This window comes from Desulfomonile tiedjei, from assembly GCA_016212925.1.
Taxonomy (GTDB): Bacteria; Desulfobacterota; Desulfomonilia; order Desulfomonilales; family Desulfomonilaceae; genus JACRDF01.
Genome location: JACRDF010000044.1, coordinates 1 through 26,401, shown reverse-complemented (window position 1 = coordinate 26,401; position 26,401 = coordinate 1). Strand labels below are relative to the sequence as shown.

The window sequence follows — 26,401 nt, the reverse complement described above, 5'->3', positions numbered from 1 at the left end:
CGGCTGATTGTCTTCCGCCATGGCGGAAGACAATCAGCCGGCAGGACAATAGAGTTTTTGGGGAGGGGTGCCGGGGAACCCTTTTTTGCAAAAAAGGGTTCCCCGGCAAACTCTCCTCCACGAGGTTTTCATGGCTGGTTCGGATGTTCATCCCAAGCATCGTTTTGAGGCGTGGCAGGTTTGGCCCGGTTCGTATGACAATCCCCCTGCGGATGGATCGTTCCCTAGGCCCGGAAATGTGGACCTGCGCATTACGCGTTCAACGCGTATAACGTCAATGGGGTCCTGTTTTGCCCGTGAAATAAAACAGGTGCTTGTCAGGGAAGGATTCTCGTATCTCGTCGAAGAAGCGGATCATCCGGCCACAAAACACGCGAGCGCGGCTTGGGAGAGGCTTTATAACACTTTCTCGATGCGCCAGATATTTGAATACACCTTCGGAGAGTGGTCACCGGACCTGCGATGGTGGAACGCGCCGATTTCAGGGCAAATTCAGGACCCATATCGCCGAATAATATTGTACGAAGACCTGAAGGCTGCCGAAGCGGATTTTGAGAACCACCGGCAGTGCTCGCGGCGCGTGCTGGAGAATGCCGAAGTCCTTATCCTGACGCTGGGCTTGACCGAGATCTGGGAAGATCGCGTGGACGGAGCGGTCATCTGCTTGCCTTCAGGGCCTTATGTCAACGAGGGCGGGGACATGAGCCGCTATGGTTTCCGAGTGAGCAGGCACGCTGAAAACCTTGCCAACCTGGAACGCATTCATGCAATCATGGAAAGGCATAACCCCGCGTGCAGCATCATCGTAACCGTATCACCGGTCCATTTATGGGCCACATTTAGAGAAGATGCAGATGTGATCACAGCGAGCTGCAATTCCAAATCCACTCTTCGATCCGTGGCTGATGAATTCGCGGCTCTCCATGACAATGTCTACTATTTCCCCGCATTTGAAATGGCCACAATCTATCGTCCCATGATGGGTGAGCAGATTTTCGCGGAAGGCAGAGAGAACTTTCATGTTAATCAAATGACTGTAGACTTTATCATGAAGCAATTCTTTGCGTGGTACGGTGAGGTGCTACCCAGCGAGACGTAGAAGTGATACTTGTGGCGCATGCTTTCCAGCCTGCCAGACTGAAATGCCAATGACGGCAGGCTGGAAAGCCTGTCCCACCAAAGCAAATCACGCTGCGCGGCCCGGACGCAGTGGCGTCCTGGCCACCCGGTGAACATCACTCTTGTCATTCGGTATAAGTGGTGAGAACGGTTCGTTGAAGGACAATGTTCCAGAATAAGGAGGGCTGCGGATGGATGACTCTTCAAAGCCTAGTGGAAAGGGAAGCCCTGAAGACGCTCCGCCAAAAAACGCCCCTGAGCCGACGATCGTTGGAGGACGCCCGCTAGGGAGCACTCGCTCATTGCAAGGCATTCCCCGCGGGATAGAAGTGCTCGTCAAGAAAGCCTCAGTCGATTCGGGGTTCCGCGAGGTCCTGCTCGACAAGAGAGCGGAAGCCGCAGCCGAAATCGGCCTTCAGCTTTCGCCTGCGGAGGTCGCCACGCTCAACTCTGTCCCGCGCGCTCAGATCGAGCAAATCATCGACAACACCACCGTGCCCACCGAGCACCGCCGAGTCTTTCTGGGCAAGATAGGGGCCGCTATGCTCTCGGTGCTTGCCCTCCCTCTGTCAGGCTGCTTCGTGACAGGCATCAGGCCGCAGGGGTGCAGGCCTGACACGCTACCAGTAGCCCCGCAAGGCATCAGGCCCGACGACCCGAGCGTTAAAGAGAAAACGACATACTTCCCGCGGGAACGACGTGTCTCCTACGATCTGAAGAGAGGGACGGCAACTCTTGGCCGCGTGCAACCCCGACAGGAACACTTGGCGGTAGCGCTCATAGACAACGGAACTAATCCGATCATTGCAAAAGTCCATTATGAGTGCCCCTTTGAACATGGGGCGGTCAAGATCATTTTCTTGAGCGATCAAGGCGCTCCGGCCTCGAAAGTGAAGTGTAGGCCCGAACAAGGTACTGCTCTGAAGGGCGAAGGCAGGGCCACGTTCTCTGTGGAAGGGAAAGGTGCAACAACCACGAGGATTCTTCTGGAACTCCGCAGCGCGACCGAGGAATGTAAGAAAGACTCCTCAGCCACGTTGGCCTCCTTTCTCGGCCCGCCCCTCCTTGAGCCAGGGGAATACATGGATAAAGGGAGCTGCGTTATCTGGAGGATAGTAGAATACCGGAAAGAATGGCCCTCCTGAGGAACAAAGGCGATGTCAACAGATATAACCTTGGTCAATTTGAATATGCTTTTGATACGGTACGGTGGAGAGGCCGAACGGGAGCTTCATGTACCCTTGGGCTGCCTCTACCTGACGAGAGCGCTCGAAGACGCGGGTTTTTCCGTGGATTTCCGCGACTACCAGGTGTGCGAAGCCGAGGATCCGTTTGCAATCGAGACGTTTCTCGCTTTTCTTGACGATCCTGCCCCTATCGTTGGGCTCTCGTGTATGGCGAACCTGCTGCCGTTCACCATCTTGGCTGCCCAAGCGCTGAAGGCACGCTATCCGGACAGAAAGATCATTCTGGGCGGGATCGGGGCGAAATCCGTTGAGGACAAGATCCTGGCACGCTTTCCCTGGATCGATATCATTGCCCGCGGGGAAGGCGAGGTCACGGGGCCGGAACTCCTGGCTGCGTTGCACTCCAAGGCGGATCTTTCTACAGTTCCCGGCATTTCTTTTCGGCACAACGGAGCGGTACGCCACTCACCGGATCGGGATCGAATCTCCGACATCGACGCAATCCCCTACCCTGCTTATGGTCGGATTGAACTGGAGCGGTACGAAGGATACGGCATGATGACCAGCCGCGGCTGTCCCTATCCGTGCACTTTCTGTTCCGTGGCTCCTATCTGGGACAACAAGAGCTTTTCGCGCAGCCCGAAGAGCATTGTTGATGAAATGAAGTTCTTGCACCGTGAGGCGAAAGTGAACCTTTTCCTGTTTCAGGACGAGTTCTTCGTGTCCGGCAAGAAGCATGTGCTTGCATTTTGTGATGAACTTGTCCGGTCGGGCCTCGATGTCAGGTGGAAGGCCTTCGGTCGCGTCAACCTCACCGATGAGGAGATGATGCAGGCCATGGCCGATTGTGGCTGCGTGGAGCTTCGTTTCGGCATCGAATCAGGGTCGGATGAAATCCTGCGCCGGATCAAGAAAGGCTTTACAGCAGCACAGTCGGTTGAGCTTGTCTCCAGGGCAGTGAAGATCTTTCCACGGGTTGATGCGTTCTACATCTGGGGATTCCCCTTTGAAACAATGGACGATTTCAACCAAACGTTGTTTCAGATGATTTCCTTCCGGATGATGGGCGCGCGGATATTGCCAAGCCTCCTGTCGCTCCTTCCGCAGACCGAAATCTATCGAGACCTGCCGCGGGAGACAAAACTGGAGTTCTGCCCTTTTCTTCTGCCTGAGTTCATTTTCACCGGGCACGAAGTGCTCAGAGGCGCAACCGTGGATCTTCCTGAAAAGCACCGAAAGTACTTTGATCTGGTGGTACAAAATCAAGACCTTTTTCCTGGCTTCTTTCTCCCGGACTTGGAAGGCAATGTTCTGGCAAAACTGGAATTGCTGCGTGAATTCGGTTTCTACCCGCAGGTGGAGGAGCAGGACACTGAAAAGCCCGGCACCGAGAGTTGCGGGGCCCATTCCCCGCGGGTGACGCCGCAGAACTTGGCAACGAGGGCTTGAGGAAACCAGGGGCTATACCCTGGAATTGGGGAGCAGGCTTTCCGAAACTGTCTAAGAACTTATGGATCCGGAGAATAGCGCCGCGCTGGGTGGCCCGAAGGCCACCGCCTCCTGGTTCCGAAGGAACAGGAGATCGTCTTAACCCCGCTGCTGGCACGGCGCTCAAAAAAATACACCTCTTGTCACTTCGCGACCCGGACGCAGTGGCGTCCTGGCCACCCAGGAACGGCAATTGCCGTCGCGGTAACACCATTCCGCGAGTTGGACGAGTTTTGAAACAGCCTCCGAAGGTCGCACCCACACAAGCAAATCACCCCCAAAAACACTGCCCACAAATGCGAACATTGACAAATCGCTTGAAGTATTGATAAAATTATGAAGCTGGGGAGGGAAATCCAATTTGCGTGGATTTCATCCCCATGTTTGCGTTCAGGACAATTCCGATTCCCTTCCCTTCTGCCAATCTCGCCGGCAGAGCCGGGACGAGGATCGGGCATTTCCTGTTGCTTTCCGCGCTCATTGTCGTTTCCTTCTTAATGTGCTCTTGCACGCTGCTTTCACACTCTCCTTATATAGCTCAAAGGACCTTTCTGCCCGAAATGGCGGACAACCGAGGGCTGATAACCGCTCCTTCCGGCGAAGTCCCGTACCAGAGATGGCGAGTGCCTCCCTGGGACGACAACTTCCGATACGTGTGGCTGGTCGGCAACCACGATTTCAGGCGCTTCGACAACGTGGAGATCATTCTATTCTTCCACGGGATGCACTCCAAGGACTACTACACTGCATTCCGTAAGGAGCTTGAACTGCTTGCGCGAAAGAGGCCGAACCAGCCGTTCCTCTTTGTGGGTCTGGTCGACTCGCCGGACGTGCTCGCGGAATCAAACGGCAACCAGCGCTGGAGTGCACTAACCTTGAAAGAAGGTGACAAGCCCGAACGTTTGTTCCAGACCATAAACCGGGTCTTCAAGGCTTTTCGCACACGCTTCCCCAATGTAAAAAAGGAGAAAACCAAGATCGTCCTCGCGGGGTTTTCAGGAGGCGGCCGCGTGCTGAACTCCATAGGCAATTGGCTCGCGAACAGCGGCAAGGAAGATCCTTATGCCGAGGTCTTCCGATCAAGGTTGAGCAAGATAGCCTATTTCGACTGCTGGTTTGACAAGGATGTGGTGGAGACGATCCCAACATTGTTGGAACATAACCCCGGCATGAAGATCGTCGGAACGGTGCACATGAAAAAGCCTCTGGAACTCGCGGCCCTGATTGCCGGAAAGTACAAGATGAAGAAACACCACAGGAAAAACGAGCTGGTGGGACTAGGCGGCCGCCTAGTGATCCTTCGCGGACAATCCCATTGGGATGCCATGATTTCAAGGCTTGCTGAGGCTTTTTAGAAACAGGCAATACGGGGGAAACTTTTTTGTGCAAAAAAGTTTCCCCCGTGCCCCCTTCAAAAAACTCTATATATTGCCCGCTGGATAGCCTCCGTTGTCACGGAGGCTATCCAGCGGGCAAACCATAAAGGTTTTTCGAGAGGGATGCAGGGAGACCATTCCTTCGAAAAGGTTGTCGCCGCAATTGCCCTGCTTGTCTTCCATTTGCTATTAGGGGCTTTGACCAACCTCACCGGGCCAGGCAATTTATGCAATTAATACAGCAAGTTATATGGCGAGCTTGCTTGACGTGGCCAGTTGCATGTGCTATAGAAACTGTTCCAAAGCTTCGGGACCAGGGTTGGATGCCGAGGTCTCCCGTACTTCGCCATTGTCGCCAACGGCGACAATGGGGCAAAATCATGGGAGTTTTTGGGGAGGGGTCCTGGGAGGCCCTTTTTGTTCGGCCTCCCCGGAAACTCTTCGCAAGAACTATCGGGTTTTGAAACCTTTTCTGCGAGGTTGATTTATGGCTGCGTCCTCCTTCCGAAGTGGGGATGAAAGATACGATGAAACCGTAGGTTTTTTGTGCAGCCTGGAAAGGTTCGGGATACTCCTGGGCCTGGAGAATATTACCAACCTGCTGGAGAAACTGGGCAATCCTGAGAAAAGCTTCCCTGCGGTTCATGTGGCGGGCAGTAATGGAAAGGGATCAACTTCCTCGTTTATATGTGGAATGTTACGTGCTGCCGGGCTCAAGACCGCACTATATACCTCCCCGCATCTCAATGACTTTCGCGAGCGTATCAGGATAGACGGGGCCCTTGTTTCCAAGGAGGCCCTGATAGCTTCAACCGAAAAGATACGCAAGATTTACGATCCCGAGCGAACCACTTTCTTCGAGTTTACCACCGCGGTCGCATTTGACTGCATCTCAGAAGCAAAACCTGATATAGCGGTGGTAGAGGTCGGCCTCGGCGGCCGATTGGACGCCACCAATACGGTTCACCCTGTTGTCACGGTCATCACTGACATTTCCAGGGAGCACGAAGACTATTTGGGGACAGGGATCGCTGCAATCGCAAGAGAGAAAGCCGGGATAATCAAGCCTCGCGTCCCGCTTGTAACAGGGGCCAGCAGGCAGGAGGCTCGTGCGGTAATTCTGGAGGTCGCTCGATCCAAAGAAGCCGCGGTGGAGGAGTTGGGGAAGGATTTCCGAGGCGTGCGGACCGGACAAACCACCTTCAGGTATGAATCCCGCAGCCTTACCCTTGACGACCTGTCCGTTGCCATGCCGGGAGGACACCAGATCAAGAACGCTTCTCTAGGCATAGCTGTCATAGAAATTCTTAGAAGGAAGGGCTATGCCATCCCGGATCGAGCTATCGTTCAAGGAATAAAGACTACACGATTTGCCGGCAGATTCGAGGTCCTTGCCCGCAATCCTGATGTTGTTATAGATGGCGCACACACGCCCGAAGGCATGCGGCTCTTGAAAAGCACTTTTAGGCAGGTTTACCCCGGCGTGCAGCCTTTGATGCTACTGGGGATGTTAAGGGACAAGAATTACAAAGGACTGGTCGGCATAATCGCCCCCGCGGCCCGAGAGGTGGTATGCGTGTCTCCGCAAGGGGATCGCGCTTTGGACCCCGAAGAACTGGCTGCGGAGGTCCAGGCGTTGGGAGTCCCTGCCAGCCCGGCTGAAAGCATCGCCGACGGCTTTGGCATGCTGAAAGCAAAAGCAGCGGCTAACGATGTCATTCTGGCCGCGGGTTCGTTGTACATGATCGGCCCGGTGCGGCGAGCATGTGGGATTGAAGACGATTGAAGATTCAGCCGCCCAAATCAGACTCAAGGGTTAACGTGATTCCAGAGCTGCCGGGTTTGGAACGCTGCGGACGGCAGACCGTCGCGCAGGGCTGCAATTTGCTTCGCAGGATAGCGGTGCTCGCGGCCGCATTTGCACTCCTGGTTTCTTCAATTCACATGGTAGCGAGCGAGGCTGCCGCGCAGAAATCCACCGCTAACGACGCACCCAAAGAAAAAACCATCGTCCCCACCGACGTACCGATCGATATATCCGCGGACAGGGTCTCGATAAATTATGAATCCAACACCTACGTGGCCAGGGGCAATGTCACCCTGAGCCAGGGAAACACCCGGCTGAGAGCGGACAGCATACAGTACGACGGCAACACCGGCGAATTAGCGGCCATGGGAAAGGTCATCGTCCGTATGGGGAGTGACGTTGTAGAAGCTGAGAAGATCACAATCAAGATCGGCGCGGCCACCGGCGTGGTCGTTAACGGGAAACTGTTATTGACTCGGCACAACGTTTACCTGGAGGGCAAAAAACTCGAAAAGACAGGGGAATCCACCTATCGCGTTGAGGACGGGAGCTTCACCACCTGCGACGGGACAACGCCGGCCTGGCGGATCACGGGAAGGGACCTCGATGTAACCCTGGAGGGTTACGGCAGACTGCGGCACGGGTTCTTCTACATAAAGAACATCCCCGTTTTTTACTTGCCTTGGCTGGTTTATCCGGCAAAACGAACTAGGCAGAGCGGCTTCCTCATGCCGACGCTGGCGAACAGCACCAAGAGGGGGATAGACGTTCGACTTCCTTTTTTCATCGACTTCTCCCCCAGCGTGGACGCCACAATCGTTCCGAGGGTCTGTACGAAAAGAGCGGCACAGACATCTTTGGAGTTCAGGTATTTTCCCTTCGAGGATTTTACCGGCCGTTTTTACGGAGAATATACATACGACTGGCAGTATGGCCCGGAAGAGAACCCCAAGAGCCACCGTTTCTATCTTACCTGGCGCCATGACCAGGACCTGGTGGAACGCGTCAGACTCAAGGGCAATGCCAACTGGGTTTCCGATCGAAACTACTTTGAATTCTGGGGAGATCGCTTTGACAAACGGCTTCGAGTCCGTTACCTGGAATCGAATGGAGTAGTTGATAGACAATCCACAAATTTCCTTTTCCAGGCCGAGGCCAGGTACTTTGACAATCTGGATCTTCCCGACAACGCTTTGAGCGTCCAGAACATTCCTATTGTCACCGGCACGGTCTTTAACCAACAAATACCGTACACGCCTTTTTATCTGAGCACCAATTTGATCTTCAATCACTATTACGCGCCTATCATGCACAATCAATGGTTGGGGAGCCGCCTCAACGCGGATACACGCCTCAGCCTCCCTGTCGCTCTCGGGCGTTTTCTCAAGCTGGAGCCTTCCATGACTTATTTTGCGAAGGCCTATTCAGCGGACTATTTTCAACGTGAAAAAAGCATAAGCTCTGTCCACACAGTGCGAACCGATCTGTATCAGGTGGACGCGGATATGTTTACGGACTTGCAGGCCGTGTACGACAAGGGCTTTTTTGGATTTCAACGTGTAAGGCACATGATTCGGCCGCGAGTGACCTGGACTTTCAGGCCGTTTACAAAACACCAGACCTATCCCTTTTTCGACGATTCCGATCGAATGGATCGTGCGAGCCTGCTGGTTGCGGAAATGCGCCAGACACTAACCGGCCGCCTTGGTCCGAACGAATATTTGGATTTTCTGACTTTGAACGTTTCGCAGGGATATGATTTTCAGAGCGTTGGAGGAGCGGATGCTTCACCCGATCAAAGGTTTCTCAACCTTTACGGATGGACGAAAACTCAGGCGGAGCTGACCATCAAGCCGCATACGCTGGTGGACCTCACCGCGCAGGCGGAATACGATCCCGTGCTCAACCGGGCCCGCAAGTATAGCCTCAATGTAGGCTTAATGGACCACCGAGGAGATTTGCTTAGAGTCCTGCACCAGTTCACTGAAGACGAAAAGCGGGAGGACCTGAACCGCCAGACTAACGTGAACCTTCAAGTGAAGCTTACTTCGGACCTCGATTGCTTCTTCGAGAATCAATTCACGCACCAATTTAATTTCGCTTATTTCACGAGTTTCGGGCTAAATTATCATCCGCAGTGCTGGAGCGTGCTGTTACGGTATTCCGAAGTTCGTGAGCAGGACCCTGTCACGCAAAAAATAAAAGATCCGGATCAAACCGTTTTCATGACCCTGTCTCTATACGGCCTTGGCCAGGTCTACAGATTCACGCGAGATTGGGGCGAGATCTTGGGCCACGCGGGGGACGACCGGGATACGGCCACCCGTTGACAGGGCCGAACCATTGCAAAATGGACCTATTTGGGGTACGATCGGACCTGTGAAGGGTTTATAAGGACAATCAGGATTCGGAATCATTGCAAGTGTCAAAAATAGTGTCCGATTACGATGAGCGCCTCTTGGAAATTGGTACGTCGCGGCCTCCGTGCCGGTACACTTTTCGGATACAGATCAACTAGTTCGGCCCGGCAGGGACTCCGGTCCGCGGTCCGGGACAGGCTCTGGACCCTATCAGTTCTCTTAACAGCGTGGGCTGTGCAAAAGGTCAGAAATTGTGGCAACTGGTATAAATTGTTCGGCAAGATTAGGAACTGCCGCACACGACACGGCCTCCAAAATAGCAGCACCGCCTATGAGTCCAGTTAATTTGTGACTTAATGGCGGGCTTGGAACCCGCTTCGATACCGGGAATAATTAATGGGGGAAAAAATGATTACAAGCGTCAATAAGCATTCTTTATTCACTCCTTTTGATTTGCATGGGCTTTCGTTGAAAAACAGGATCGTCATGTCGCCGTTGACCCGTTCACGGGCGGGCGAGGAGCGGATGCCCAATTCGCTAATGGCCGAGTACTATGTTCAGAGGGCTTCCGCGGGCTTGATAATAAGCGAGGCGACGGTCGTTTCTAAACAAGGCATTGGCTGGTTGAACAGTCCGGGGATCTATTCGGACACGCAAACCGAAGCCTGGAAACTGGTGGTCGATGCGCTTCATGCCGAAGGGACCCCCATATTTCTCCAGCTTTGGCATTGCGGACGAGCTTCCCACGCGGCTTTTCACGAAAAGGGGGAACTTCCGGTAGCGCCTTCGGCCATCAAGATAAATGGCGACTATAGTCATACGCCCGTCGGCAAAAAGGAGTATGAAGCGCCAAGAGCGCTGGAAACGGACCAGATCCCGGCCATCGTGGAGGATTTTCGACGAGCAGCGGAGCGCGCGAAAGCCGCGGGTTTTGACGGAGTGGAGCTGCACGCCGCGAATGGATACCTCATAGACCAGTTCCTACAGTCCAGGACTAATCATCGCACAGACCGCTACGGGGGCAGCCTGGAGAATCGCTACCGGTTCCTGGACGAGATCGTCCAGGCGGTGGTTACGGTCTGGCCCTCCAACCGACTCGGTGTGCATATAGCGCCGAACGGCAGTTTCAACGATATGGGCTCACCGGATTATCGTGAGACGTTTGTGTATGTAGCTACACAGCTGAATCGGTATGACCTTGCCTATCTGCACGTGTTGGACGGCCTGGCATTCGGATTTCACAAACTCGGAGAACCCATGACGCTGGCCGAATTCCGGGAGGTGTTCAAGGGGCCGCTCATGGGTAATTGCGGGTACACTCAAGAATCCGCGGAAGCTGCGATTCAGAACAATGATGCGGACCTGATCTCGTTTGGTAGGCCTTATCTCAGCAATCCCGACCTGGTGGAACGTTTCGCCAATGGCTGGCCTCTAAATCCGGAGGCGGACATGAAGCTTTGGTATGCGTTTGACGCGCACGGGTATACGGATTTCCCGCGATACAAGGCTTCGTAAGAGCCGTTGAGGCGCTGACGGAGGCTGTACACAACACGGCCGTACCCTCAGCAAGGAAACGATGCTTTCCTTGCCACAGGAGAGTTTTTTCCCTTGACAGAGGGCCTTTTGATGGGTGCCCCCCTTTACAACCCCTTTTACAGCGTGGATCTCCGTGAGCTGGCATTGAAATGGGACCTTTCTTACTTTCGACTTGTCATATAACGCAGGCCGTTATACCATAGAGGCGTGATCAGAAGTTTCAAAGACAAAGAAACAGAGAAACTGTTCAGCCGAGAGGCATCGATGAAGCTGCCCCAAGATCTTCAGAGGGTAGCTTTGAGAAAGCTCAGGATGTTGCATCGCGCCGCGATCCTGGCTGACTTAAGAGTCCCTCCGGGAAACCGTCTGGAACCTCTTTCAGGGGACCGGGAGGGACAATACAGTATACGCATCAACGATCAATGGCGCGTCTGCTTTGTCTGGAAGGAAGGAGATGCCTACGATGTGGACATTGTTGATTACCACAAAAGGAGGCGCAGAAGATGAGCACTAAGACTCTCGCTCCGCTCCACCCTGGCGAGGTGTTGCTTGAGGAATTCATGCGCCCTATGGGTATAAGCCAGAACCAGCTTGCACGGGACCTCAAGGTCCCCCCGCGGCGTATCAATGAAATCGTCAATCGTAAACGAGGCATTACGTCTGATACGGCCTTACGCCTGGCTAGGCATTTCGGCACTTCGGCTCAATTCTGGATGGGATTGCAGGCAGATTATGACCTAGAGCTTGCACAGGATGCGTACGCCGATAAAATTTACGGGGAGGTAAAAGTAAGGGATAGCTCTCAAAAGACAACCGCCGCATAAGTTATATCCACCCAAAAAATCCCCAAAATTCCAAATTCCGAAATTCAGGGGACACCATACGTAATGCGTTTTCCTGACCGTGAGTTGAATTGGGTGTTTCCAATTTGCCTAAGGCGAAGCATCATGCAGCCGCGTCACGCTGTTTCATTGGACGTGGTTTAACGGTCCTGCGAATTTCCGCCTCTGCTGCATCTTTGGCTGTCTCCAAATCGTACCGAGCCTGGAGGTTCATCCAGAAACCGGGAGTCATCCGCAAATATCGCGCTAAGCGCAACGCCATCATTGCTGTGATCGACCGTTTCCCATTGACGATCTGATTTACCGTCCTAGGATCAACGCCAAGATGACGCGCAAGCGCGTTCTGGCTCAGTTCCAAAGGCTTCATAAGTTCTTCCAAGAGGATTTCACCTGGATGAATCGGCGGTAACCTTTTCATTCCTTGCTCACCTTTCCAAAGTCAGTGATAGTCGCACACTTCTACATCGTATGCATTACCTCTAGGGTCGGTGAGCGATATAAGTCAAGAGAAGACTTGGCCGCATCTTGAGAGCCCTGAAAGGGCGTCCCATGCGTAGCCACGGGTGTAAGGAGACTGTCTCAAAACCCTGAAATTGACGCATTTCCAGGTCTGGGCGCACCTGCGTGTGCGCCCAGAGAGCGGGCAGACACCCAGGTCTGCCCCTACAGCGATCCCTGATCTTGCCCATTGGACAAGGATTCGTATCACCTATTAGAAAGCGCATTGGTATCAGGCCGCATGGTTCCGGTTTGTTTGCCGAGTTGACTGACCCGGAGCAAGTGCCTAATTTCTTGTTAATGGAGTCCGGCCGGGTTCTTGAGAAAACGTGGACACATGGGTCGGATGCCGATGGCATGAGTTTTCGGCTTTGCCGGCGTTTCCATCATAAAAAACCTCCTGAACAAGACCCGGCCAAACCGGCTCCGTCAAATAGTACAGCGAAAGGAACCTTACAATGGATGCCAAGGAAGTGGTTCGCCTAGGTTTTGAAAGAGGGTGCAACCAGCACGATATGGAAGCAGCACTTGAGTTAATCAGTGAAGACTATATGATGCACGATTCCTCGCAGCCGGACTTTCCCCGCGGCCGCGAGGCCCACAAAGAAGCGTGCAGCGCTTTTATGGAAGCAATACGAGACTCCTCCTGCACCATAGAAGATCAAATCGCGGAAGGTGATAAGGTCGTGACCCGTTTTACTTTCTCAGGCTGCCAGGTGAAGGACCTGCCGGACATCCCGTCCAAGGGCGGTTGCTTTAAGGTTAGCGGGGTTGCGGTCAGCCGGGTGGCTGACGGCAAGATCGCTGAGGAATGGATGTACATGGACGAGCTGGGCATGCGAAAGCAGCTCGGGGGCTCATAAGCACTCTGTTTCATAAATTCAGTGCCGTATCCTTTTTAGTCCGAGCCGATCAGCAAATTATGGTCGGCTCGAACGTCCGCCCCACAGGCCAAATTGATCAGAGGTGAACGATGAAAAGTAAGACTATGTTACTGGCTTTCGCGGCGGTCTTCGCGTTGGTGTTTTACTCTGTGGCCCTGATGGACACGCCGCAAGCCTGGGCTAAATCAGCTGGAGGACAGAGCAGCACCTCCTCCCGTGTGGTCGCACCGCCACCCGTAAATACCGGGGGCTCGCAGAGTGCCGACGCGCAGGCCAAGAAGAAGAAAAAGACGTCAGGTGACCAGCAGGAGTACATGCTATACAAGATGAACGAAGTTCTCATCTCCAACTAGCGTTTGGCCGATTGGCGGCCCACGAGTGTGACGGCATTGGTTCCGTGCATGGACGAACTGGGCATGCGAAAGCAGCTCGGGATCTCGTAAGCACGCGGTTTCACAAATTCAATGACGTATCATTCTCCGTTCGAGCCTGTCAGCAGGTTACCGGCTCGGACGTGCACCCCACCGACAAACGGAATTATGCTGCATCGGAACTGCTCTTGACTCATCCCTGAGACTCGCTGGATTGGAAGACGGCAGGACATGGGCTCATCCGGTAAGTGCGTACGTGATGATTTGAGGTGTCAGGAACGAGTTGAAATGACATAGGAAAACGTCTCCTCTGGCGCTACTGACATTTGGGATTGGCCCCTTAACGGAGACTGTCATGACCTCGCTCTTCGTGTCCATTCATCAGTCGATCAGGATAGTCTCGAAGTCCGTGACCTGCGGAGTACATTGCGGCCTCAGCATTCCTCGTTGGAAGGACTTCGAGGCCTTTCAACTGTCTAAAATAACTAGTCATCCTGATTGCGATTGGTCAAGTACGCAAATGCCGGATGAGCCAGGGCATGAGCCAAGAGCAGACGTGACCCCTTTCCTTTCTTGCCATCCTATGCTTGCGTCTCAAGACCTGCCGGAATTTTTCTTGGGGTGCTTCGCCTGAACTCTGTATCAGGACCTGCTCAAGGATGGGATTTCTATTTAGCTGATGGATCAGGGGTGCGTGTAGCCTTGTCCGCCGAACCATCCGAAATCCGTAATCCCCGATTGAACGGGAAGTTCCGGGGCGGGGGACAACGTCAGTCCCTCCCAATTACCCATTCAACAATTCATAAAGTCGCTCAGAATTGATCTGGTGGAGGCTGTGGCGATCTCTCATAAACCTGTCTAGACCTTGGCGCTTGCCAGGAATGGTCTTCAGGGTGCCATTCAACAGATTCATTCAAGGGTGGGGCAATTCTGATAGCACTCAAACAGGTCAATTTTTCGGACTGTCGCTGCTCCGACTTACTCACGTATTGCGGCCCCGCAGTGTGGGCACTGTGCCACCCTCCTTTGCAGAAACATCGCACACGCTGGGCATGCCAAAAGCCTTTCGGGCGAGGAATCATCCATTGAGGTGGACTCCGACTGCGTCTCTACACTGACTTCTTCCGGGGTGGGAAGCAACTCTTCATCCACCGCCGCCAACCAATGCCGAGGAACTCTGTTTCTAATCTCTTCCAAGGAATTGGCTACTCCCAAAACCAGGCGTTGTCGCTTTTCAACCTTACCGTTAGTACGGGTTTTGATTCCATATGCTAACTGGTTATAGTCAAGATACTTCGGAACAGGAATGCTGTTTTCCGGTTCCTGTAGAATCTTTTCGGCTTCCCCGCGAAAAGCTTTGTCGATTGTTTTCTCTGGGGTGGTACCTGTTGAAATATCTATGCTTCTAAGCTTCAAGGTAAGCATAATATATCGAATAATCATTACTGGCACTCCAAGGATTCCGCCTACAAAGCAGCCCCCAACTATTATTTGGCCAAACGGCAGCAGCCCACCCGACATGATAAGTGCCATAATCCCTGTAGCAAGGTCCCATTGTTGTCTCTGAAGATAATAGAGCAGTGCAAATCCGAAAATGCCGAGAAGGATGAGCAGCAAGCACGTTTTTATGTACTTCTTGGTCCTAGACTTCTCAAAGGCCAAGAAGTCGGCAAAGGCCTTGCTAACGCAGTTTTCACAAAGGCGGAGTTGCCATATCTTTACGGCATCCTTTGTTTTTATGGGAAGAGGCACACGACCAGGAACAAAAGATTTGAATTCGGGTACCCACCAAGTTTCCGCACCTGCTGCAGCGATACGGGATGCCACCGTTTCACGGGAACCACACCGTGAGCATTCTACTGTTTCAAATGCTCCGACCATGCCCTGTCCTCCTCACATGAGAATCCTGATGTCTTGGATAAAGGGATGCTCGCTCCCGAGAAAATCCGTTCCAGTTTTAATCTTGACTTATGCGGAGGCCTTTCCATTCCTTCGGTCTTTGTCCCAGTTCCTTTTTTTCCCACACTTGGGCTCAAGCAACTCAGGCCCAAGAACGCCTCCCCTCCTCGTTCGATACCACGGCTCAAGTCGGCTGGTCAACTGTAATCTTGCTGCCATGAAATGGTCATGGACGGCCAAACTCCCTTGCCCAACAGCTGGAAATCCGTAATTCCCGCTTGAACGGGATATTCCCAGAAGGGAGACAAGTCCAGTCCTTCTAAACCCCATTCAGCAATTCAAAAAATCGCTCAGAATTGATCTGGTTGCTCCTCAGTGCACTCGTGACCTACCCATCTTGAGGGCAACTCGGCAAGGAACTTTGGACAGGCTCAATTGTCTCAAAACACCAAATTCCTTCCGATCTACTCTGGCAAATTTGCCAATCTCGCTTGACCGAAACCAGAAAGAAGGAGGACACTCCCATGAAAAGTTCTGAACTTTTCGCAATCGTGAGCGATATTCTTGGCTGGCTCCCAAAGTCAACGGGTCAGGTGACCATCGTGGGATTGGTGCCTTGGTTCGCTACGAGCCAAGTGCTGGGTAGAGCGCTGGGTGATTGGGATTTGAGTGGATGGTGTGGAGACATTGCAGCAGCAGTATTCATTTCCTTGGTCAGCAGTCTGTATTTCATTCAAGCCTTGGCGAGACGTAGACCCTCTATTAAGCGCAATCTCCGCAATTTGCTAGGCCTTGTGTGGATTCTCCTTGGGACCCCGATTATATACTGGCTGATTCACGAAAGTGGGATGGTCGAGGCATTCAAGCATTTGGTTGACACAAAGTTCGAGGTGCCCTCGGCCTCTCTTCACTTGACTTGGTTCCCAGCCTATGTGTTGTCTTTCGTCGTCATAGGTATCGCAGTTTCATACGTTACGGAGCTTCCGCTACCTGAGTAGATTGGGCCAACTTTCAGACCGGTAGGTCATGGAGTCTCAAACATTGATCTGCTGTGAAGCCTGGGGCGTTTTCTCAGGAGAGCTATCGGAATGATTTCAATAGGACTGACCGATCGGTCCCCTCCCATTAGGTCTTTCTTTCGGTCTTGTCTCATAAATCAATCGTTCCGCCCATACGCGCCGCAAAACGAATGCCAGGCACTATGGGGCTTTTGCGATCCTATCCTTGCATATCAAAGCCCGCTGGAATTTGTCTGGGCTCATTTGCCTGAACTCTGTAAGAAAACCTGCCTAAGGATGGGATGAGTCTTGGACGTATGAAGATCTTGAAAGTTTCTACAACAGGCATCGTCATGAATTATATCTGGAACTGACTTTTTCAGTTTGACTCCTCACCGACCAGCGTTTTTATTATGTCGTCTAGATCTATGGTACCGTAGGTAGTTGCGCCCAAGCCCTCAACACGGCTGCTCGGATGTCCGTAAAGAGTCACGTTGTGGTGTGGCTTGTCTTCGAATGTCTTGTCGTACAGTTCTTTGCCCTTTACATCGAATGTCCGAATGCGGACGTGCTGTTGCTTGCCGTACGCTATAGGAATACTGCCGGTACTCCCGAAGTAAGGCACAGGTGTTACGATGCAACCACATTCAATAGTCAGATCGCCGTGTTTTCTAACAATTTCAGGCGAAAAAAGAAGTCGTATGGCATTCAGCAAGTTTGTTCGTGGAGATCCACCTACCCATTCGCATTCGTTACGGTCCCCCGCCAACCCTGTGAGTAGTTTCTGATAATAACGCTCATCAACATCATGCCCAGTTCGCCCTTTCCATTTTGCTGCCGCTAGAGCAAGCCATTTAGGGTTCCTAAGTTGCCCTGCATCTATTCTGATTGCAATAGCCATGCGAGCAGCCTCTCGAATATCACGATCCGAACCATTTATTGCGATATCGGCAAGGAGATACTCGTCCCCCATATTGCCTGCGGCGAGAGCTCTTATCTGCGGGTCCGAGGATTCTTTCATTATTCGTGTTAGGGCCTTTTGATCTTTGATACGGTGGACGGCACTTCGTCGCTCAAATGCCTGTGAATGGTGGAGGCCTATTTGAAGAAGTTCATCCTGATCTGTTAAGCTCTCTAAAGCGGCAGAGCGAACATCAGAGTCTGCAGAAACCATGATTGCTTTCCTGAGAGCCTTCTGATCCTTGATACTTCGGGCAGCCGTCACTCGAATTTCTGGTTTGCTCCCCTCTAAAGCAAGCTTTGTCAAGACATCTTGATCACTGATGAACGGTATTTTTTCTTTGGATGGTTCGCATGCGGAAATAAGTAACACAAGCGTCAATATTGGGAATAAGCCACCTAGGTATGTTGACTTCCAATTCTTCTTCAGTGTCAGGGAAACCATGCCCATAGATCCCTCCCTCTAACGCACTGTATTGCCTGACCGTAACCATATTCTTCGCACAAAGTGCCTTCCGCCTTGGAGAGACAACGATTGATCCTTTCATCCTCTTACCACGGTCCAAATCAGCGGTCAACAGGATGCTTGTTGAGTAAGGATGCTATGTAGGCCAGGAATAGCCATCTTGGGCGAGCAAGAAATCCTCGCTCCGCTTGGTCGGTATGTTGGGGATGGACAGACCTTTCCTCAGCTGCTACCTTTCTTTTGTAATTTAACCCTTTAATAACTGACAGACATTTAACTCCCTTACTTGAGGTATTGAGCGAGACGTTTACTGTCCTTCACCAAATCAAGGGAGGTATTTATTAAAGAAAGGGGGCAAGTCTGCTCTTGGCTGGTCGTGAGCTGCCGCGTGCTGGCACGGGCCATATTCATGAGCTAAGAGCATACCTGCCTCCGGCCTGGACTTGGATTCAGACCTCCTTCGCTGAAGAGCCTGTCACAGCAGCAGGTTTCATGAGAACTCTATTCTGGCTCCTACCTCCCAAACTGCTTAGGGATTCCGGGGACATTATACTCAATTCGTTCTCCAGCGCGAGAATTATGTAAGGTGCCCCAGATTTCCCCAGATTTCCTCACCCCACCCACAAAGGGAATTATGCGGCATCGGAGCTGCTGTTGACTCATCGCCGAGACTCCCTGGTCCCGAAGGCGGCATGACATGAGCCAAGAGCAGACGAGACCCCTTTCCTTTACTACCGGCCTGCGATAGGGCCGGCGAAGCTACCGGCCTACATCAACGGTACCTGGTTGCCGGCTAATTCGCGTAAGATTGAATTGTTGCAGTAAGGAAATACAAATGAAAGACGTCTGGAACACTCTCAATATCGGACAGGTACTTCTCTCCCGTGATTTCAACGTCGTGGGTATAAACGATTACGCACGACAGGTCTTCGGCCCAATCCTGAGAAACTTGGGAGAGAGCCTCTTTCGTTGCCATTCCCGGAAGAGCCGTGAGAGGGTAGCAGCACTTCTCCAAGAACTAACCTCGGCTCCATCGGATATGCCCCGTACCATGGTGTTGGACGTGCTTGGCAAGGTGGTGATGTTCAATCTTTCGCAGCTCTCAGTCGCTTCTCCCCGCCCGCAATCCTTTTGGTCCGTGACCTTGATCGACATAAGCGAGCAAACCGGTGCCGCTAAGAATCCGCTCAGCGGTGCGCTTGAGATGAAAAGGTTTCCCGTCTACAAGGAGGGAATCTGCCATTTTCTTCCCACTGACGCGGTCCACTCCATCCAGTCTGACGGAGATTATTGCAAAATTTTTACTCCCGGCAAGTCGTATTATCTGCATTCAAGCCTCAAGAACCTCCTACAGCGGTTCACGGGCGCAAGCTTCTTCAGGGTCCACAAAGGTTTTATCGTGAACCTCGACCATGTGAGCAAACTCACCCGCGACGGAAAAGGACACACGCTGATCATTTTCGATGACGCGTCTATTCCTCCCGTCCCGGTTTCGAGGCGTAGACTGGCAGAGGTGAGAAAAGCAGTGCATCTTCTCTAGACCGATTATCGACACTTCCCCGCCGTTCATCGATAATTTCTTGAGCCCTTCCGGACTGTCGTCATATCCTGCGATGCAACAGTAGTTTTCCTCCGCGAATATTTGCTTCGGAAAACCCGCAATTATCGCGGGAGGTGAGTGATAGAAGGAGTTCCCCTGAGCCAGGGGCGTCCTCGTTGTGAGAGTGGATGAGGCTCCGGGGCAAGTATTAATATGACAGAGAGACAATAGCTTAGTCTGTAGCCATTAATCTAGAGTAAGAAACATCATTGGAGGCAAGAAAATGAGTTTATATGGCGTTACTAAAGGAACGGAACTGGACAAGCAGATTGACAAGCTCTTAGAGGGGGAGACCCGTGCAGTAGGGTTGTACCATGGGTTGGCTAGACTCGCAAAAGAACAAGGTCTTAATGACGTGGCGGACGCATTACTTAGGGTGGCTAATGATGAAGCACGTCATGCCGGACTATTCACAGTGCTCAATGCTCACGTCCCTCCGGAAATTTTTGATGTGTTAGGCCCAGTTGCAGAAATAGAAAGCAATGCAGCGAAAGGCATCAAAGCTCTTGCCCAAAAAGCACGCGACTTAGGCTTCGACGAAGTTGTCCGGGAACTCGAGCTTGTTGCCGAAGATGAAGGCCGCCATGGGCAAGCATTACAAGAACTGGTAAAAATGCGGGGAAGGAAGTAATGGGTCTTCGCGTAAGCGCATACCTCACTTGTTGGAGCCTTATCCACTCAGTTTGTGACTCGCCGTGTGGAGAGTGTAGATACGAAGGATGAAGAATGTTCGGTCTCGAAATCCGTATGCCTGGCGCTGCAATGTCTTGATCTTGTCGTTTGTCCCTTCAAGTGGCCCCGTGGAGATGGGATGATCGTAGTACGCCGGAATGCCCCTGGGAAAGGAAGAAAGAGAAAGGGGCCAAATCTGCTCTCGGCTCATTTCCGAGACTGGCTGGATTGGAAGACAGCGTGACATGAGTCAAGAGCAGACTTGACCTCGAGCCAATAAAACTTGACAAAAGCCTTTCTTTCTGGTTACTTGTAAAGACAATCTGTAGTCGCGATATAGTTGCATGTTTTATTTGGATTTTGTGCGAACGCTGCGCAAGCAGTTGATCGCATCGCCCGGGGGGTGTGGAAATGAAAAATCTGGGCATAGCCTTTTTGGCATTAAGCTTGCTAGTGGCAGGCTTAACGGCGACTTCGTTCGCTCAAGCTCCTGTCACTGGGACAACGCCGTTCAATTATCCACCATCAACTCTAGCCAGGGATGCAAGCGCCAGTGTCGGTTGGTTTGGGTCTTACGCGCAGCTAGATCCCGCTCTCCGTGGTCCAAGGCTATTCGCTGCTTGGTCGCCTAACGCTTCTTCGATAAAGCTTGCGGCAACGGCCAACGCTTACGGCGATGCTAACAATAACGCTTATGGCGAAGGCACTGTCGAGTGGTCCACGAACGGCTTGTGGTTAGGATTGTCTATTCCGGTGCAAGTTAACGAGCGGCTGTCTGTAGACCTCCAGGGCTGGTATTTTGTTCCAGGTAACAAGCACATAGAGGTTTCCGGCCAAGCCTCGGGACTTAACAATGGCGTGTTCCAATCCGGAAGCGTCAGCGGCAATTTGGACATCAAGACTACATGGTTTGCGATTGACTTGGAGGGCTGTTGCCGCACGTCCTCGGGGTTCGCCATTCTTGGAGGAGTGAGGTACGATTACCTCCAAGGCACGATTACGGCTCCCGATCCACTTGAAGCACTGTTGGTCAATCAGTTTCCAGGTCTGCGCGCGAAGCTCGACGTTAATCTTAACAGTATTTTCCCCTACTTGGGAGTCAGGAGCACCCTTTCAACCGGTCTGGGCTCCCTGACTTTTTCCGCAAAGGGCTTTCCATGGGCAATTTCGGTTGCAGATGTTCATCCGAAGTCCGGGTACTTTGCTGAAGTGTTTTTTTCGTACGACGTGATCCCGTCAAGAGACCTTTCTTTGTGCTTGTTCGCCAAGGCTGACGTGGCTCACGCGGTTTTCGACGAATTCTCACAGGTGGGGAACATCTTCAATAAAGACCCGTCCGCTCCGCAGAACATTAGCTTAGACCAAAGTCTGCCGGTCACATGGCAGCAGTACTTGATAGGCGGAGTGGCTACATTAAATTTTGGGTTCCCATTCCTATGACCTTTAGCTAGACATCCCCAACTTGCAAGAGAGTGAAGGGGAGGCAGGACCTCTCTCGGCTCATCTCCGAGTCTAGCCGCATCGAAAGGTAGGATAATGTGAACCAAGAGCATACCTGCCTCCGGACTGGACTTGGACGCAGACCTCCTTGGCTGAAGAGTCTGTCAAAGCGGAAGGTGCCATGAGAACGTTTGGTTGATGGGAACCTTGATTTCTCGGCCTGCATGCAGTAGGGGTGATTTGTCATGGCTGAGGAACTTCCATCATCCCAATTGATTGAAAACCGCATCTTTAACCTTCGCGGTCATCGCGTGATGTTGGACAGCCATCTCGCCGAACTTTACGGCGTCACCACCGGGAATCTCAACAAAGCCGTCGCGAGAAATGCCCAGCGATTCCCGGACGACTTCATGTTTCAGCTTACCAAAGAAGAGCGGACAGATTTGAAATTCCAAAATGGAATCTCAAGTACTGGTCATGGAGGCAGACGTTACCTGCCGAGAGCTTTCACCCAGGAAGGTATCGCCATGCTCTCGGGAGTTCTCCGAAGCCCTAGAGCCATCCAAGTCAACATCGCCATTATGCGGGCCTTTGTGCGTCTCCGTGAAATCATGCATCTCAATCGGGAACTCGCCTCCAAGCTTAGCGAACTAGAGCGCAAACTCGGCAAACACGATGAAGAGATCCAAATCATTTTTAAAGTGATCAAACAACTCATGGCTCCCCCACCCGAAAAACCTAAAAGACGCATAGGCTTCAAGCCATAACAATCTGACACGGACAATTGAGGGCGGGGCTTTTTTGGAGTTGTGGGCCACCCATTAACAGGCCCTCTGTCTCAGACTCTTTCCGATTCAATCGGCAAACTTGGAATTCCGATAAACCATCTTGGGTGTTCCACTCGACAAATCGTACACAAAGAAATGTCTGTCACCACAACCGCAACAGCTAACTGTTGCGTCGTAAGTAAGGTAGAGTTTGTCATTCACGGAAAAGAATGTAGGCTCACCATAGGTGCATGCCCCGTCTAACAGAAAGACCCCGGCATCTGTCAATGCCACGGTCGGTCCGGGTTCCCAAGGTTCCTTGTCTGCCTGAAGTTCAAAAATGAGAAGTGTGACATTCTCCGTACGGAGGACCTTGGGCTGGGCATCGGAAAGACTGACAGGCACTCGGCCGGAGAGGCTCTGTGGTTCCGCCATGTTAGGGGCAGCAAGTTTCCTCGCCTCCAGCTCCAACTCTTTTGGCACGGGAGATTTATCGTCCTTAATGGAAACCGGACGAACAGCTTGAGGGTCAGCCCCTACAACTGCTATACGGTATTCCCTAAACGGTGTTTCGTCCTTGACCACCGGACATTTCTCAGTTCCTACCACCCGGGTGGCTTCAAATTCTTCCACGTGATGATCATAGGTGAATGCTTGGCCGGTCCTTGCGCTGCATATACCGCTCTTGCCCACCAGGACCACATTGAGCCCGGCTTTGAATGAATCAGCCAAGCAGTACGGCTCCTCCATGTGGCATTCGAAAGGCAAAGAAAAGGAAATGTCAGAGTCCTGCGGCGAGTCTCCGGACGCACACGAGCCAAAAAGCAGCCACACAAAAATCGAAAGGAACAAGACCAGTGCCTCGATCTTTCTCATTCAGTTACCTTCACCCCATGAAAAGGCCCTCTGTCAAGGGAAAAACTTCACAATCCAAAGGAAATGATTGTTTCCTCACTGTGTCACAACGGCAGGTTCCATGAGAAATCTATTCTGGCTCCTACCACCAAGGAGCTTATGTGGTGCGACCATGCAACAGTCGCGGACGTGACCGAGGGGTTCGGCCCTCCTTCGTGGCGCTCTATGGTCATGGGGCAATGTCCGTGGTAGGCGTTCCAGTCAACGAATCCCGCAGCTTGCACTCCTTGGAATAGCCCGAGCCGATACTCGGCCGAAGCTTCTACGAAATACCCTCTGGTGGCATTTTGGCGCCCGGTATGTGCGAACGGAATTCCGTTATTGTTGCACGTGTTGAAATGTTGAATCGTGGCAAAGAGGACAGGGAAGCCCACGAGCCGGAAGTTTAGGGCACCCGGCGTCGAATTCAGCTCCAAACGAATTCCCACGTACGGTTCATAAATCGCTACCGTGGTCTGTGCTTCCATCCACGGCACGGTAAACAGGTAATCCGGGTTTGGATCGCTGAAGTTTGTAAGGAGAGACTGCAATCGGAAACCGCCCACCAGAGCCATCTCGCCGGACATTCGATACAGCGCTTCTCCTCCGATTTTATACATCTCCGAATTGCTGCGCCGCCATTCCCGGACGCCGGGAGGAAAAATGGTCCACGTGATTTCCTGGTCGGCTTGCGGGTTATAGGGGATGAGGTAAGATCCGTACACTCTCAGAGCACACCGGTCCGTCAATCGGATCGGCAACGAGCCGCCCACTTCGACCCCGCTCAGAGGATAGACGAAAAAGGACGACACGCATGCTCCAGGCGGAACGAGTCCATCGTAGCCTGCGTGAATTCGGCCTGGAGCTGTCATCCAACCCGCGTGCAAAGACGCAGCCGACCACTGGTCTTTTTGGCCGGGCGATCCCGCGGCAAGCGATGCGCCGAATGCGGGTATTCCCGGGAAGCCGATGGTCTGCCCCACGGCATCCGAGACATGGACTGAAATCAGCAAACAGAGCACCCCGCAAACCGCAAACACATGCCTTGAACTCATATCCCTACCCCACCCTTGTCGATCAAACTTGAGAACCAAAGACCGATCAGCAGGCAGCCACAAAACACTTGCAAGGCGGCACCCTGACTTTCGCTATGCCTCGCCTCATGACAACCGCTCGGAACCTCGTGGTGACGGTTCGGCTATCCGGCCGGATGCGAGCATGCCAAGGTTGAGGCGCTCCGATGATCAGTCCGCAAAGTATCCATTGAAAGCGTTTGATTTGCGGGGAAGATATTGTAAGCCAATCCAAAGTGTCAAGCAGAATTATGGCCGTTCATAAGCATTCATTGGGACTAAAGCACTCTGCAAAATAACAGGGGGTTCAAGATGGGCAAAGGGGCTCTTGGCTCATATTGAGCTACCTTTCGAGCCGGCGGACAGTAGACATGAGCCAAGAGCGGACCTGACCCCGCGTTCTGACCCCACGCTCTGGTAAAGCACCGGCCGACCATGGAATTCAGTCTCGTATTCGCGCAATCGTCGAATTAAGAGTAATCCGCGCACCATATTCGCTTCTACGCCTTAACAAGGTCCTTAGCGAGTACCCGCGCCCCTCTAATGTACTGATCCAACAGGCAGGGAGTAACTCTCTGAGATAGTAGCAGAGTGCCAGGTGTCACGTTGTTCAAATATGCTCCGTAATGTCGTCTGACGATTTCTCTATAATGACTACGTGACTGTGAATTGTTGTGTGCGATCCGGTTTCGTACCCGTCTCATTTCGTCAATTAATGCGCCGTTTCTGTCAATGACGGCAACGAAATTGTCTCTTGCATCTATTACATATTTTACATTCTTCTTAATTTCCGAGGCCTTCGACCAACGGAGTTGATACCTGGGCGCTGTACGCCCATGGGTATGGAAGAGCATTTCGGCTCCTCGTACGGACCGTGCAGTAGTCAACAGCGTTGGTGTTGTACCATCCACGAAAGTTGCCCCCGCCACCAGCTTTTCGGGAACGGAGGAAACTAGGTTTTCAAATAGTGAAAATAGCCGTAAGAGTACCATTTCCGCCACAAGTTTCTGATAAATGACTGGCAAACCCGTAAGTGTACCAGTCAGACGAAGTAGCCGGGACGTTTGAGACTGGTAAAGAAGGTAGTCTGGCGTGACACTGGGCATCTGTCACGCCCGTATTCCAAGGTTTTTCTTGATGAACGAGTCTCTTATCTGCCGCTGTTTGATTCGTTGAGTGCTAGCGGTACAAGCCGTAACGAACAGTGCTTCCTCTCTCTTTCTGTCCGAGAGGGGAATATCAGCACTCAAAATCTCGTCTATCGCGTGCAGAGCTGACTCAAGCTTGTCCGGGGGCAGTCTTTGTTGGGCCACGCCCAACGCCACACAAAGCGAGAAAAAAAGTGGCTGTCGCCTGAATGAAGTGTCGCGAATAGCCGTTGGCTTTATCTCTGCGAGCCCCGAGAATACATCCTCGAATTTCTGCTTTATTTCCTCCTGCCGGGGGAACTCTTCATCGTACTGTTTATAGATTTTGTCGAGCCTGATCTGACTGTAATCCGAAAGACCATTAAGAAAGTTCAAAGCCAAATCTGATACAAACTGAACTTCTGCCATGCGGGCTATGTCGTTTGCGGTGAAAATGTTGAGGCTTCGCCACATCGGAAGACGGTGGGCGGCTTGACGCAGACAGAACTGCTTGTACTCGCCACTGAAACGAGCATTGCGCTTTTCTTGGGCATTGAGGGTCTTCGCCACTGAATTCAGCCTACCAAATATCTCTATAACATCTCCGTCAGTAGCCCCGAGCAAATAACCCACAGAAATGCTGGTCAATTTAAAGTGTTCGGCCTCAGTTCGCTTGAGTTGAGAGTACTTTACTTTGTGCGTATGGGCAGGATGCGAGGCAACGAAAACCCCGTCGACAAACTCGAGTATCGCCCGAATTCGTTGCTGTCCATCCACGACCTCTCTAATACTTTTTTCAGCATCAAGGTCGAGTGAGTGACGGATATAGATAGACGGGATAGGCTTTTGCTCAAAAAGAGTGTTAATGAGATATGCCTTTTGGGGCTGCTTCCACACGGACCGGCGTTGGTACCAAGGATTCAGTTCGAGGTCCCCGCTCTTGTGAAGATTGATTAGATCTTGAATAATCAGTTTCTCGTATTCCACACGGTCCATGTAACACCTTCCTTCTTCAAAGTGGGTTGTGACACACCCTT

At 52.3% G+C, this 26,401-nt stretch carries 24 protein-coding genes; 16 read left to right on the top strand and 8 right to left on the bottom strand.

What is annotated here, in order from left to right:
- Positions 1 to 130 precede the first annotated feature (130 nt).
- From HY913_18675 to HY913_18635, 9 genes are all read left to right on the top strand, one after another.
- Positions 131 to 1,099 carry a GSCFA domain-containing protein gene (locus HY913_18675; protein ID MBI4965308.1) on the top strand — a complete coding sequence of 323 codons (969 nt, stop codon included), beginning with the start codon at positions 131 to 133 and terminating at the stop codon, positions 1,097 to 1,099.
- A gap of 211 nt (positions 1,100 to 1,310) precedes the next feature.
- Positions 1,311 to 2,264 carry a hypothetical protein gene (locus tag HY913_18670; GenBank protein ID MBI4965307.1) on the top strand — a complete coding sequence of 318 codons (954 nt, stop codon included), beginning with the start codon at positions 1,311 to 1,313 and terminating at the stop codon, positions 2,262 to 2,264.
- Between the two features lie 12 nt (positions 2,265 to 2,276).
- Positions 2,277 to 3,755, top strand: a complete 1,479-nt coding sequence (locus HY913_18665) for a B12-binding domain-containing radical SAM protein (GenBank protein MBI4965306.1) — start codon at positions 2,277 to 2,279, stop codon at positions 3,753 to 3,755.
- 404 nt (positions 3,756 to 4,159) lie between these two features.
- Positions 4,160 to 5,149 (top strand): hypothetical protein, encoded by a 990-nt coding sequence (locus HY913_18660; GenBank protein ID MBI4965305.1) that lies wholly within the window; start codon positions 4,160 to 4,162, stop codon positions 5,147 to 5,149.
- 508 nt (positions 5,150 to 5,657) lie between these two features.
- On the top strand, positions 5,658 to 6,956 hold the full coding sequence (locus HY913_18655; protein MBI4965304.1) for a bifunctional folylpolyglutamate synthase/dihydrofolate synthase: 1,299 nt from the start codon (positions 5,658 to 5,660) through the stop codon (positions 6,954 to 6,956).
- Complete coding sequence (locus tag HY913_18650) at positions 6,953 to 9,307, top strand: LPS-assembly protein LptD (protein ID MBI4965303.1); 2,355 nt, start codon at positions 6,953 to 6,955, stop codon at positions 9,305 to 9,307. Before HY913_18655 ends, HY913_18650 begins: the two co-directional genes overlap by 4 nt.
- Positions 9,308 to 9,745: 438 nt before the next feature.
- Complete coding sequence (locus HY913_18645; GenBank protein MBI4965302.1) at positions 9,746 to 10,852, top strand: alkene reductase; 1,107 nt, start codon at positions 9,746 to 9,748, stop codon at positions 10,850 to 10,852.
- 228 nt (positions 10,853 to 11,080) lie between these two features.
- Positions 11,081 to 11,380: a type II toxin-antitoxin system RelE/ParE family toxin gene (locus HY913_18640; GenBank protein MBI4965301.1), complete on the top strand. Its 300-nt coding sequence runs from the start codon at positions 11,081 to 11,083 to the stop codon at positions 11,378 to 11,380.
- Positions 11,377 to 11,697: a HigA family addiction module antidote protein gene (locus HY913_18635; GenBank protein MBI4965300.1), complete on the top strand. Its 321-nt coding sequence runs from the start codon at positions 11,377 to 11,379 to the stop codon at positions 11,695 to 11,697. The genes HY913_18640 and HY913_18635 overlap by 4 nt, the downstream gene beginning before the upstream one ends.
- 121 nt (positions 11,698 to 11,818) lie before the next feature.
- Here HY913_18635 and HY913_18630 read toward each other — a convergent pair whose 3' ends face one another.
- A complete protein-coding gene (locus HY913_18630) occupies positions 11,819 to 12,133 on the bottom strand; it encodes a HigA family addiction module antidote protein (protein MBI4965299.1) in 315 nt (104 codons plus the stop codon).
- A gap of 538 nt (positions 12,134 to 12,671) precedes the next feature.
- Between HY913_18630 and HY913_18625 the strand changes: the two genes are divergently transcribed.
- Positions 12,672 to 13,076: an ester cyclase gene (locus HY913_18625; GenBank protein ID MBI4965298.1), complete on the top strand. Its 405-nt coding sequence runs from the start codon at positions 12,672 to 12,674 to the stop codon at positions 13,074 to 13,076.
- A gap of 110 nt (positions 13,077 to 13,186) precedes the next feature.
- Positions 13,187 to 13,450 carry a hypothetical protein gene (locus tag HY913_18620; protein ID MBI4965297.1) on the top strand — a complete coding sequence of 88 codons (264 nt, stop codon included), beginning with the start codon at positions 13,187 to 13,189 and terminating at the stop codon, positions 13,448 to 13,450.
- A 996-nt stretch (positions 13,451 to 14,446) separates the two neighbouring features.
- On the opposite strand, the gene HY913_18615 is transcribed toward HY913_18620, so the two are convergent.
- Positions 14,447 to 15,349 (bottom strand): hypothetical protein, encoded by a 903-nt coding sequence (locus HY913_18615; protein MBI4965296.1) that lies wholly within the window; start codon positions 15,347 to 15,349, stop codon positions 14,447 to 14,449.
- Positions 15,350 to 15,891: 542 nt separating this feature from the next.
- Between HY913_18615 and HY913_18610 the strand changes: the two genes are divergently transcribed.
- Positions 15,892 to 16,365, top strand: a complete 474-nt coding sequence (locus tag HY913_18610) for a hypothetical protein (protein MBI4965295.1) — start codon at positions 15,892 to 15,894, stop codon at positions 16,363 to 16,365.
- Between the two features lie 379 nt (positions 16,366 to 16,744).
- Here HY913_18610 and HY913_18605 read toward each other — a convergent pair whose 3' ends face one another.
- Positions 16,745 to 17,776, bottom strand: coding sequence for a HEAT repeat domain-containing protein (locus HY913_18605; protein MBI4965294.1), 1,032 nt, complete (start codon positions 17,774 to 17,776; stop codon positions 16,745 to 16,747).
- An 850-nt stretch (positions 17,777 to 18,626) separates the two neighbouring features.
- On the opposite strand from HY913_18605, the gene HY913_18600 reads away from it, so the two are divergent.
- Both HY913_18600 and HY913_18595 read left to right on the top strand, forming a co-directional pair.
- Entirely contained in the window at positions 18,627 to 19,331 is a 705-nt protein-coding gene (locus HY913_18600; protein ID MBI4965293.1) for a LytTR family transcriptional regulator, read from the top strand.
- Between the two features lie 283 nt (positions 19,332 to 19,614).
- Positions 19,615 to 20,022, top strand: coding sequence for a rubrerythrin (locus tag HY913_18595; GenBank protein ID MBI4965292.1), 408 nt, complete (start codon positions 19,615 to 19,617; stop codon positions 20,020 to 20,022).
- Positions 20,023 to 20,061: 39 nt separating this feature from the next.
- Here the strand turns inward: HY913_18595 and HY913_18590 are convergent, their stop codons facing one another.
- Positions 20,062 to 20,274 (bottom strand): transposase, encoded by a 213-nt coding sequence (locus HY913_18590; protein ID MBI4965291.1) that lies wholly within the window; start codon positions 20,272 to 20,274, stop codon positions 20,062 to 20,064.
- A gap of 200 nt (positions 20,275 to 20,474) precedes the next feature.
- On the opposite strand from HY913_18590, the gene HY913_18585 reads away from it, so the two are divergent.
- The gene (locus HY913_18585) at positions 20,475 to 21,503 is read left to right on the top strand and encodes a hypothetical protein (protein ID MBI4965290.1); all 1,029 of its coding nucleotides are present in this window, start codon (positions 20,475 to 20,477) and stop codon (positions 21,501 to 21,503) included.
- Positions 21,504 to 21,748: 245 nt separating this feature from the next.
- Positions 21,749 to 22,270 (top strand): ORF6N domain-containing protein, encoded by a 522-nt coding sequence (locus HY913_18580; protein ID MBI4965289.1) that lies wholly within the window; start codon positions 21,749 to 21,751, stop codon positions 22,268 to 22,270.
- An 87-nt stretch (positions 22,271 to 22,357) separates the two neighbouring features.
- Here HY913_18580 and HY913_18575 read toward each other — a convergent pair whose 3' ends face one another.
- The 4 genes from HY913_18575 to HY913_18560 form a co-directional block, all read right to left on the bottom strand.
- Positions 22,358 to 23,146, bottom strand: coding sequence for a hypothetical protein (locus tag HY913_18575; GenBank protein MBI4965288.1), 789 nt, complete (start codon positions 23,144 to 23,146; stop codon positions 22,358 to 22,360).
- 83 nt (positions 23,147 to 23,229) lie between these two features.
- Entirely contained in the window at positions 23,230 to 24,219 is a 990-nt protein-coding gene (locus HY913_18570) for a hypothetical protein (GenBank protein MBI4965287.1), read from the bottom strand.
- A gap of 518 nt (positions 24,220 to 24,737) precedes the next feature.
- Entirely contained in the window at positions 24,738 to 25,091 is a 354-nt protein-coding gene (locus HY913_18565; protein ID MBI4965286.1) for a hypothetical protein, read from the bottom strand.
- 255 nt (positions 25,092 to 25,346) lie between these two features.
- Positions 25,347 to 26,360: a DUF262 domain-containing protein gene (locus HY913_18560; protein ID MBI4965285.1), complete on the bottom strand. Its 1,014-nt coding sequence runs from the start codon at positions 26,358 to 26,360 to the stop codon at positions 25,347 to 25,349.
- Positions 26,361 to 26,401: the final 41 nt, after the last annotated feature.

What these genes read in the sequence shown, in the direction of transcription:
- HY913_18595 (MBI4965292.1), top strand. Translation starts at nt 19,615, where the DNA reads ATGAGTTTATATGGCGTTACTAAAGGAACGGAACTGGACAAGCAGATT.
- HY913_18635 (MBI4965300.1), top strand. Translation starts at nt 11,377, where the DNA reads ATGAGCACTAAGACTCTCGCTCCGCTCCACCCTGGCGAGGTGTTGCTT.
- HY913_18585 (MBI4965290.1), top strand. Translation starts at nt 20,475, where the DNA reads ATGAAAAATCTGGGCATAGCCTTTTTGGCATTAAGCTTGCTAGTGGCA.
- HY913_18570 (MBI4965287.1), bottom strand. Translation starts at nt 24,219, where the DNA reads ATGAGTTCAAGGCATGTGTTTGCGGTTTGCGGGGTGCTCTGTTTGCTG.
- HY913_18675 (MBI4965308.1), top strand. Translation starts at nt 131, where the DNA reads ATGGCTGGTTCGGATGTTCATCCCAAGCATCGTTTTGAGGCGTGGCAG.
- HY913_18625 (MBI4965298.1), top strand. Translation starts at nt 12,672, where the DNA reads ATGGATGCCAAGGAAGTGGTTCGCCTAGGTTTTGAAAGAGGGTGCAAC.
- HY913_18610 (MBI4965295.1), top strand. Translation starts at nt 15,892, where the DNA reads ATGAAAAGTTCTGAACTTTTCGCAATCGTGAGCGATATTCTTGGCTGG.
- HY913_18620 (MBI4965297.1), top strand. Translation starts at nt 13,187, where the DNA reads ATGAAAAGTAAGACTATGTTACTGGCTTTCGCGGCGGTCTTCGCGTTG.
- HY913_18665 (MBI4965306.1), top strand. Translation starts at nt 2,277, where the DNA reads ATGTCAACAGATATAACCTTGGTCAATTTGAATATGCTTTTGATACGG.
- HY913_18565 (MBI4965286.1), bottom strand. Translation starts at nt 25,091, where the DNA reads ATGCTCTTCCATACCCATGGGCGTACAGCGCCCAGGTATCAACTCCGT.
- HY913_18670 (MBI4965307.1), top strand. Translation starts at nt 1,311, where the DNA reads ATGGATGACTCTTCAAAGCCTAGTGGAAAGGGAAGCCCTGAAGACGCT.
- HY913_18615 (MBI4965296.1), bottom strand. Translation starts at nt 15,349, where the DNA reads ATGGTCGGAGCATTTGAAACAGTAGAATGCTCACGGTGTGGTTCCCGT.
- HY913_18605 (MBI4965294.1), bottom strand. Translation starts at nt 17,776, where the DNA reads ATGGGCATGGTTTCCCTGACACTGAAGAAGAATTGGAAGTCAACATAC.
- HY913_18655 (MBI4965304.1), top strand. Translation starts at nt 5,658, where the DNA reads ATGGCTGCGTCCTCCTTCCGAAGTGGGGATGAAAGATACGATGAAACC.
- HY913_18575 (MBI4965288.1), bottom strand. Translation starts at nt 23,146, where the DNA reads ATGAGAAAGATCGAGGCACTGGTCTTGTTCCTTTCGATTTTTGTGTGG.
- HY913_18630 (MBI4965299.1), bottom strand. Translation starts at nt 12,133, where the DNA reads ATGAAAAGGTTACCGCCGATTCATCCAGGTGAAATCCTCTTGGAAGAA.
- HY913_18645 (MBI4965302.1), top strand. Translation starts at nt 9,746, where the DNA reads ATGATTACAAGCGTCAATAAGCATTCTTTATTCACTCCTTTTGATTTG.
- HY913_18590 (MBI4965291.1), bottom strand. Translation starts at nt 20,274, where the DNA reads ATGAGCCGAGAGCAGATTTGGCCCCTTTCTCTTTCTTCCTTTCCCAGG.
- HY913_18560 (MBI4965285.1), bottom strand. Translation starts at nt 26,360, where the DNA reads ATGGACCGTGTGGAATACGAGAAACTGATTATTCAAGATCTAATCAAT.
- HY913_18600 (MBI4965293.1), top strand. Translation starts at nt 18,627, where the DNA reads ATGAAAGACGTCTGGAACACTCTCAATATCGGACAGGTACTTCTCTCC.
- HY913_18580 (MBI4965289.1), top strand. Translation starts at nt 21,749, where the DNA reads ATGGCTGAGGAACTTCCATCATCCCAATTGATTGAAAACCGCATCTTT.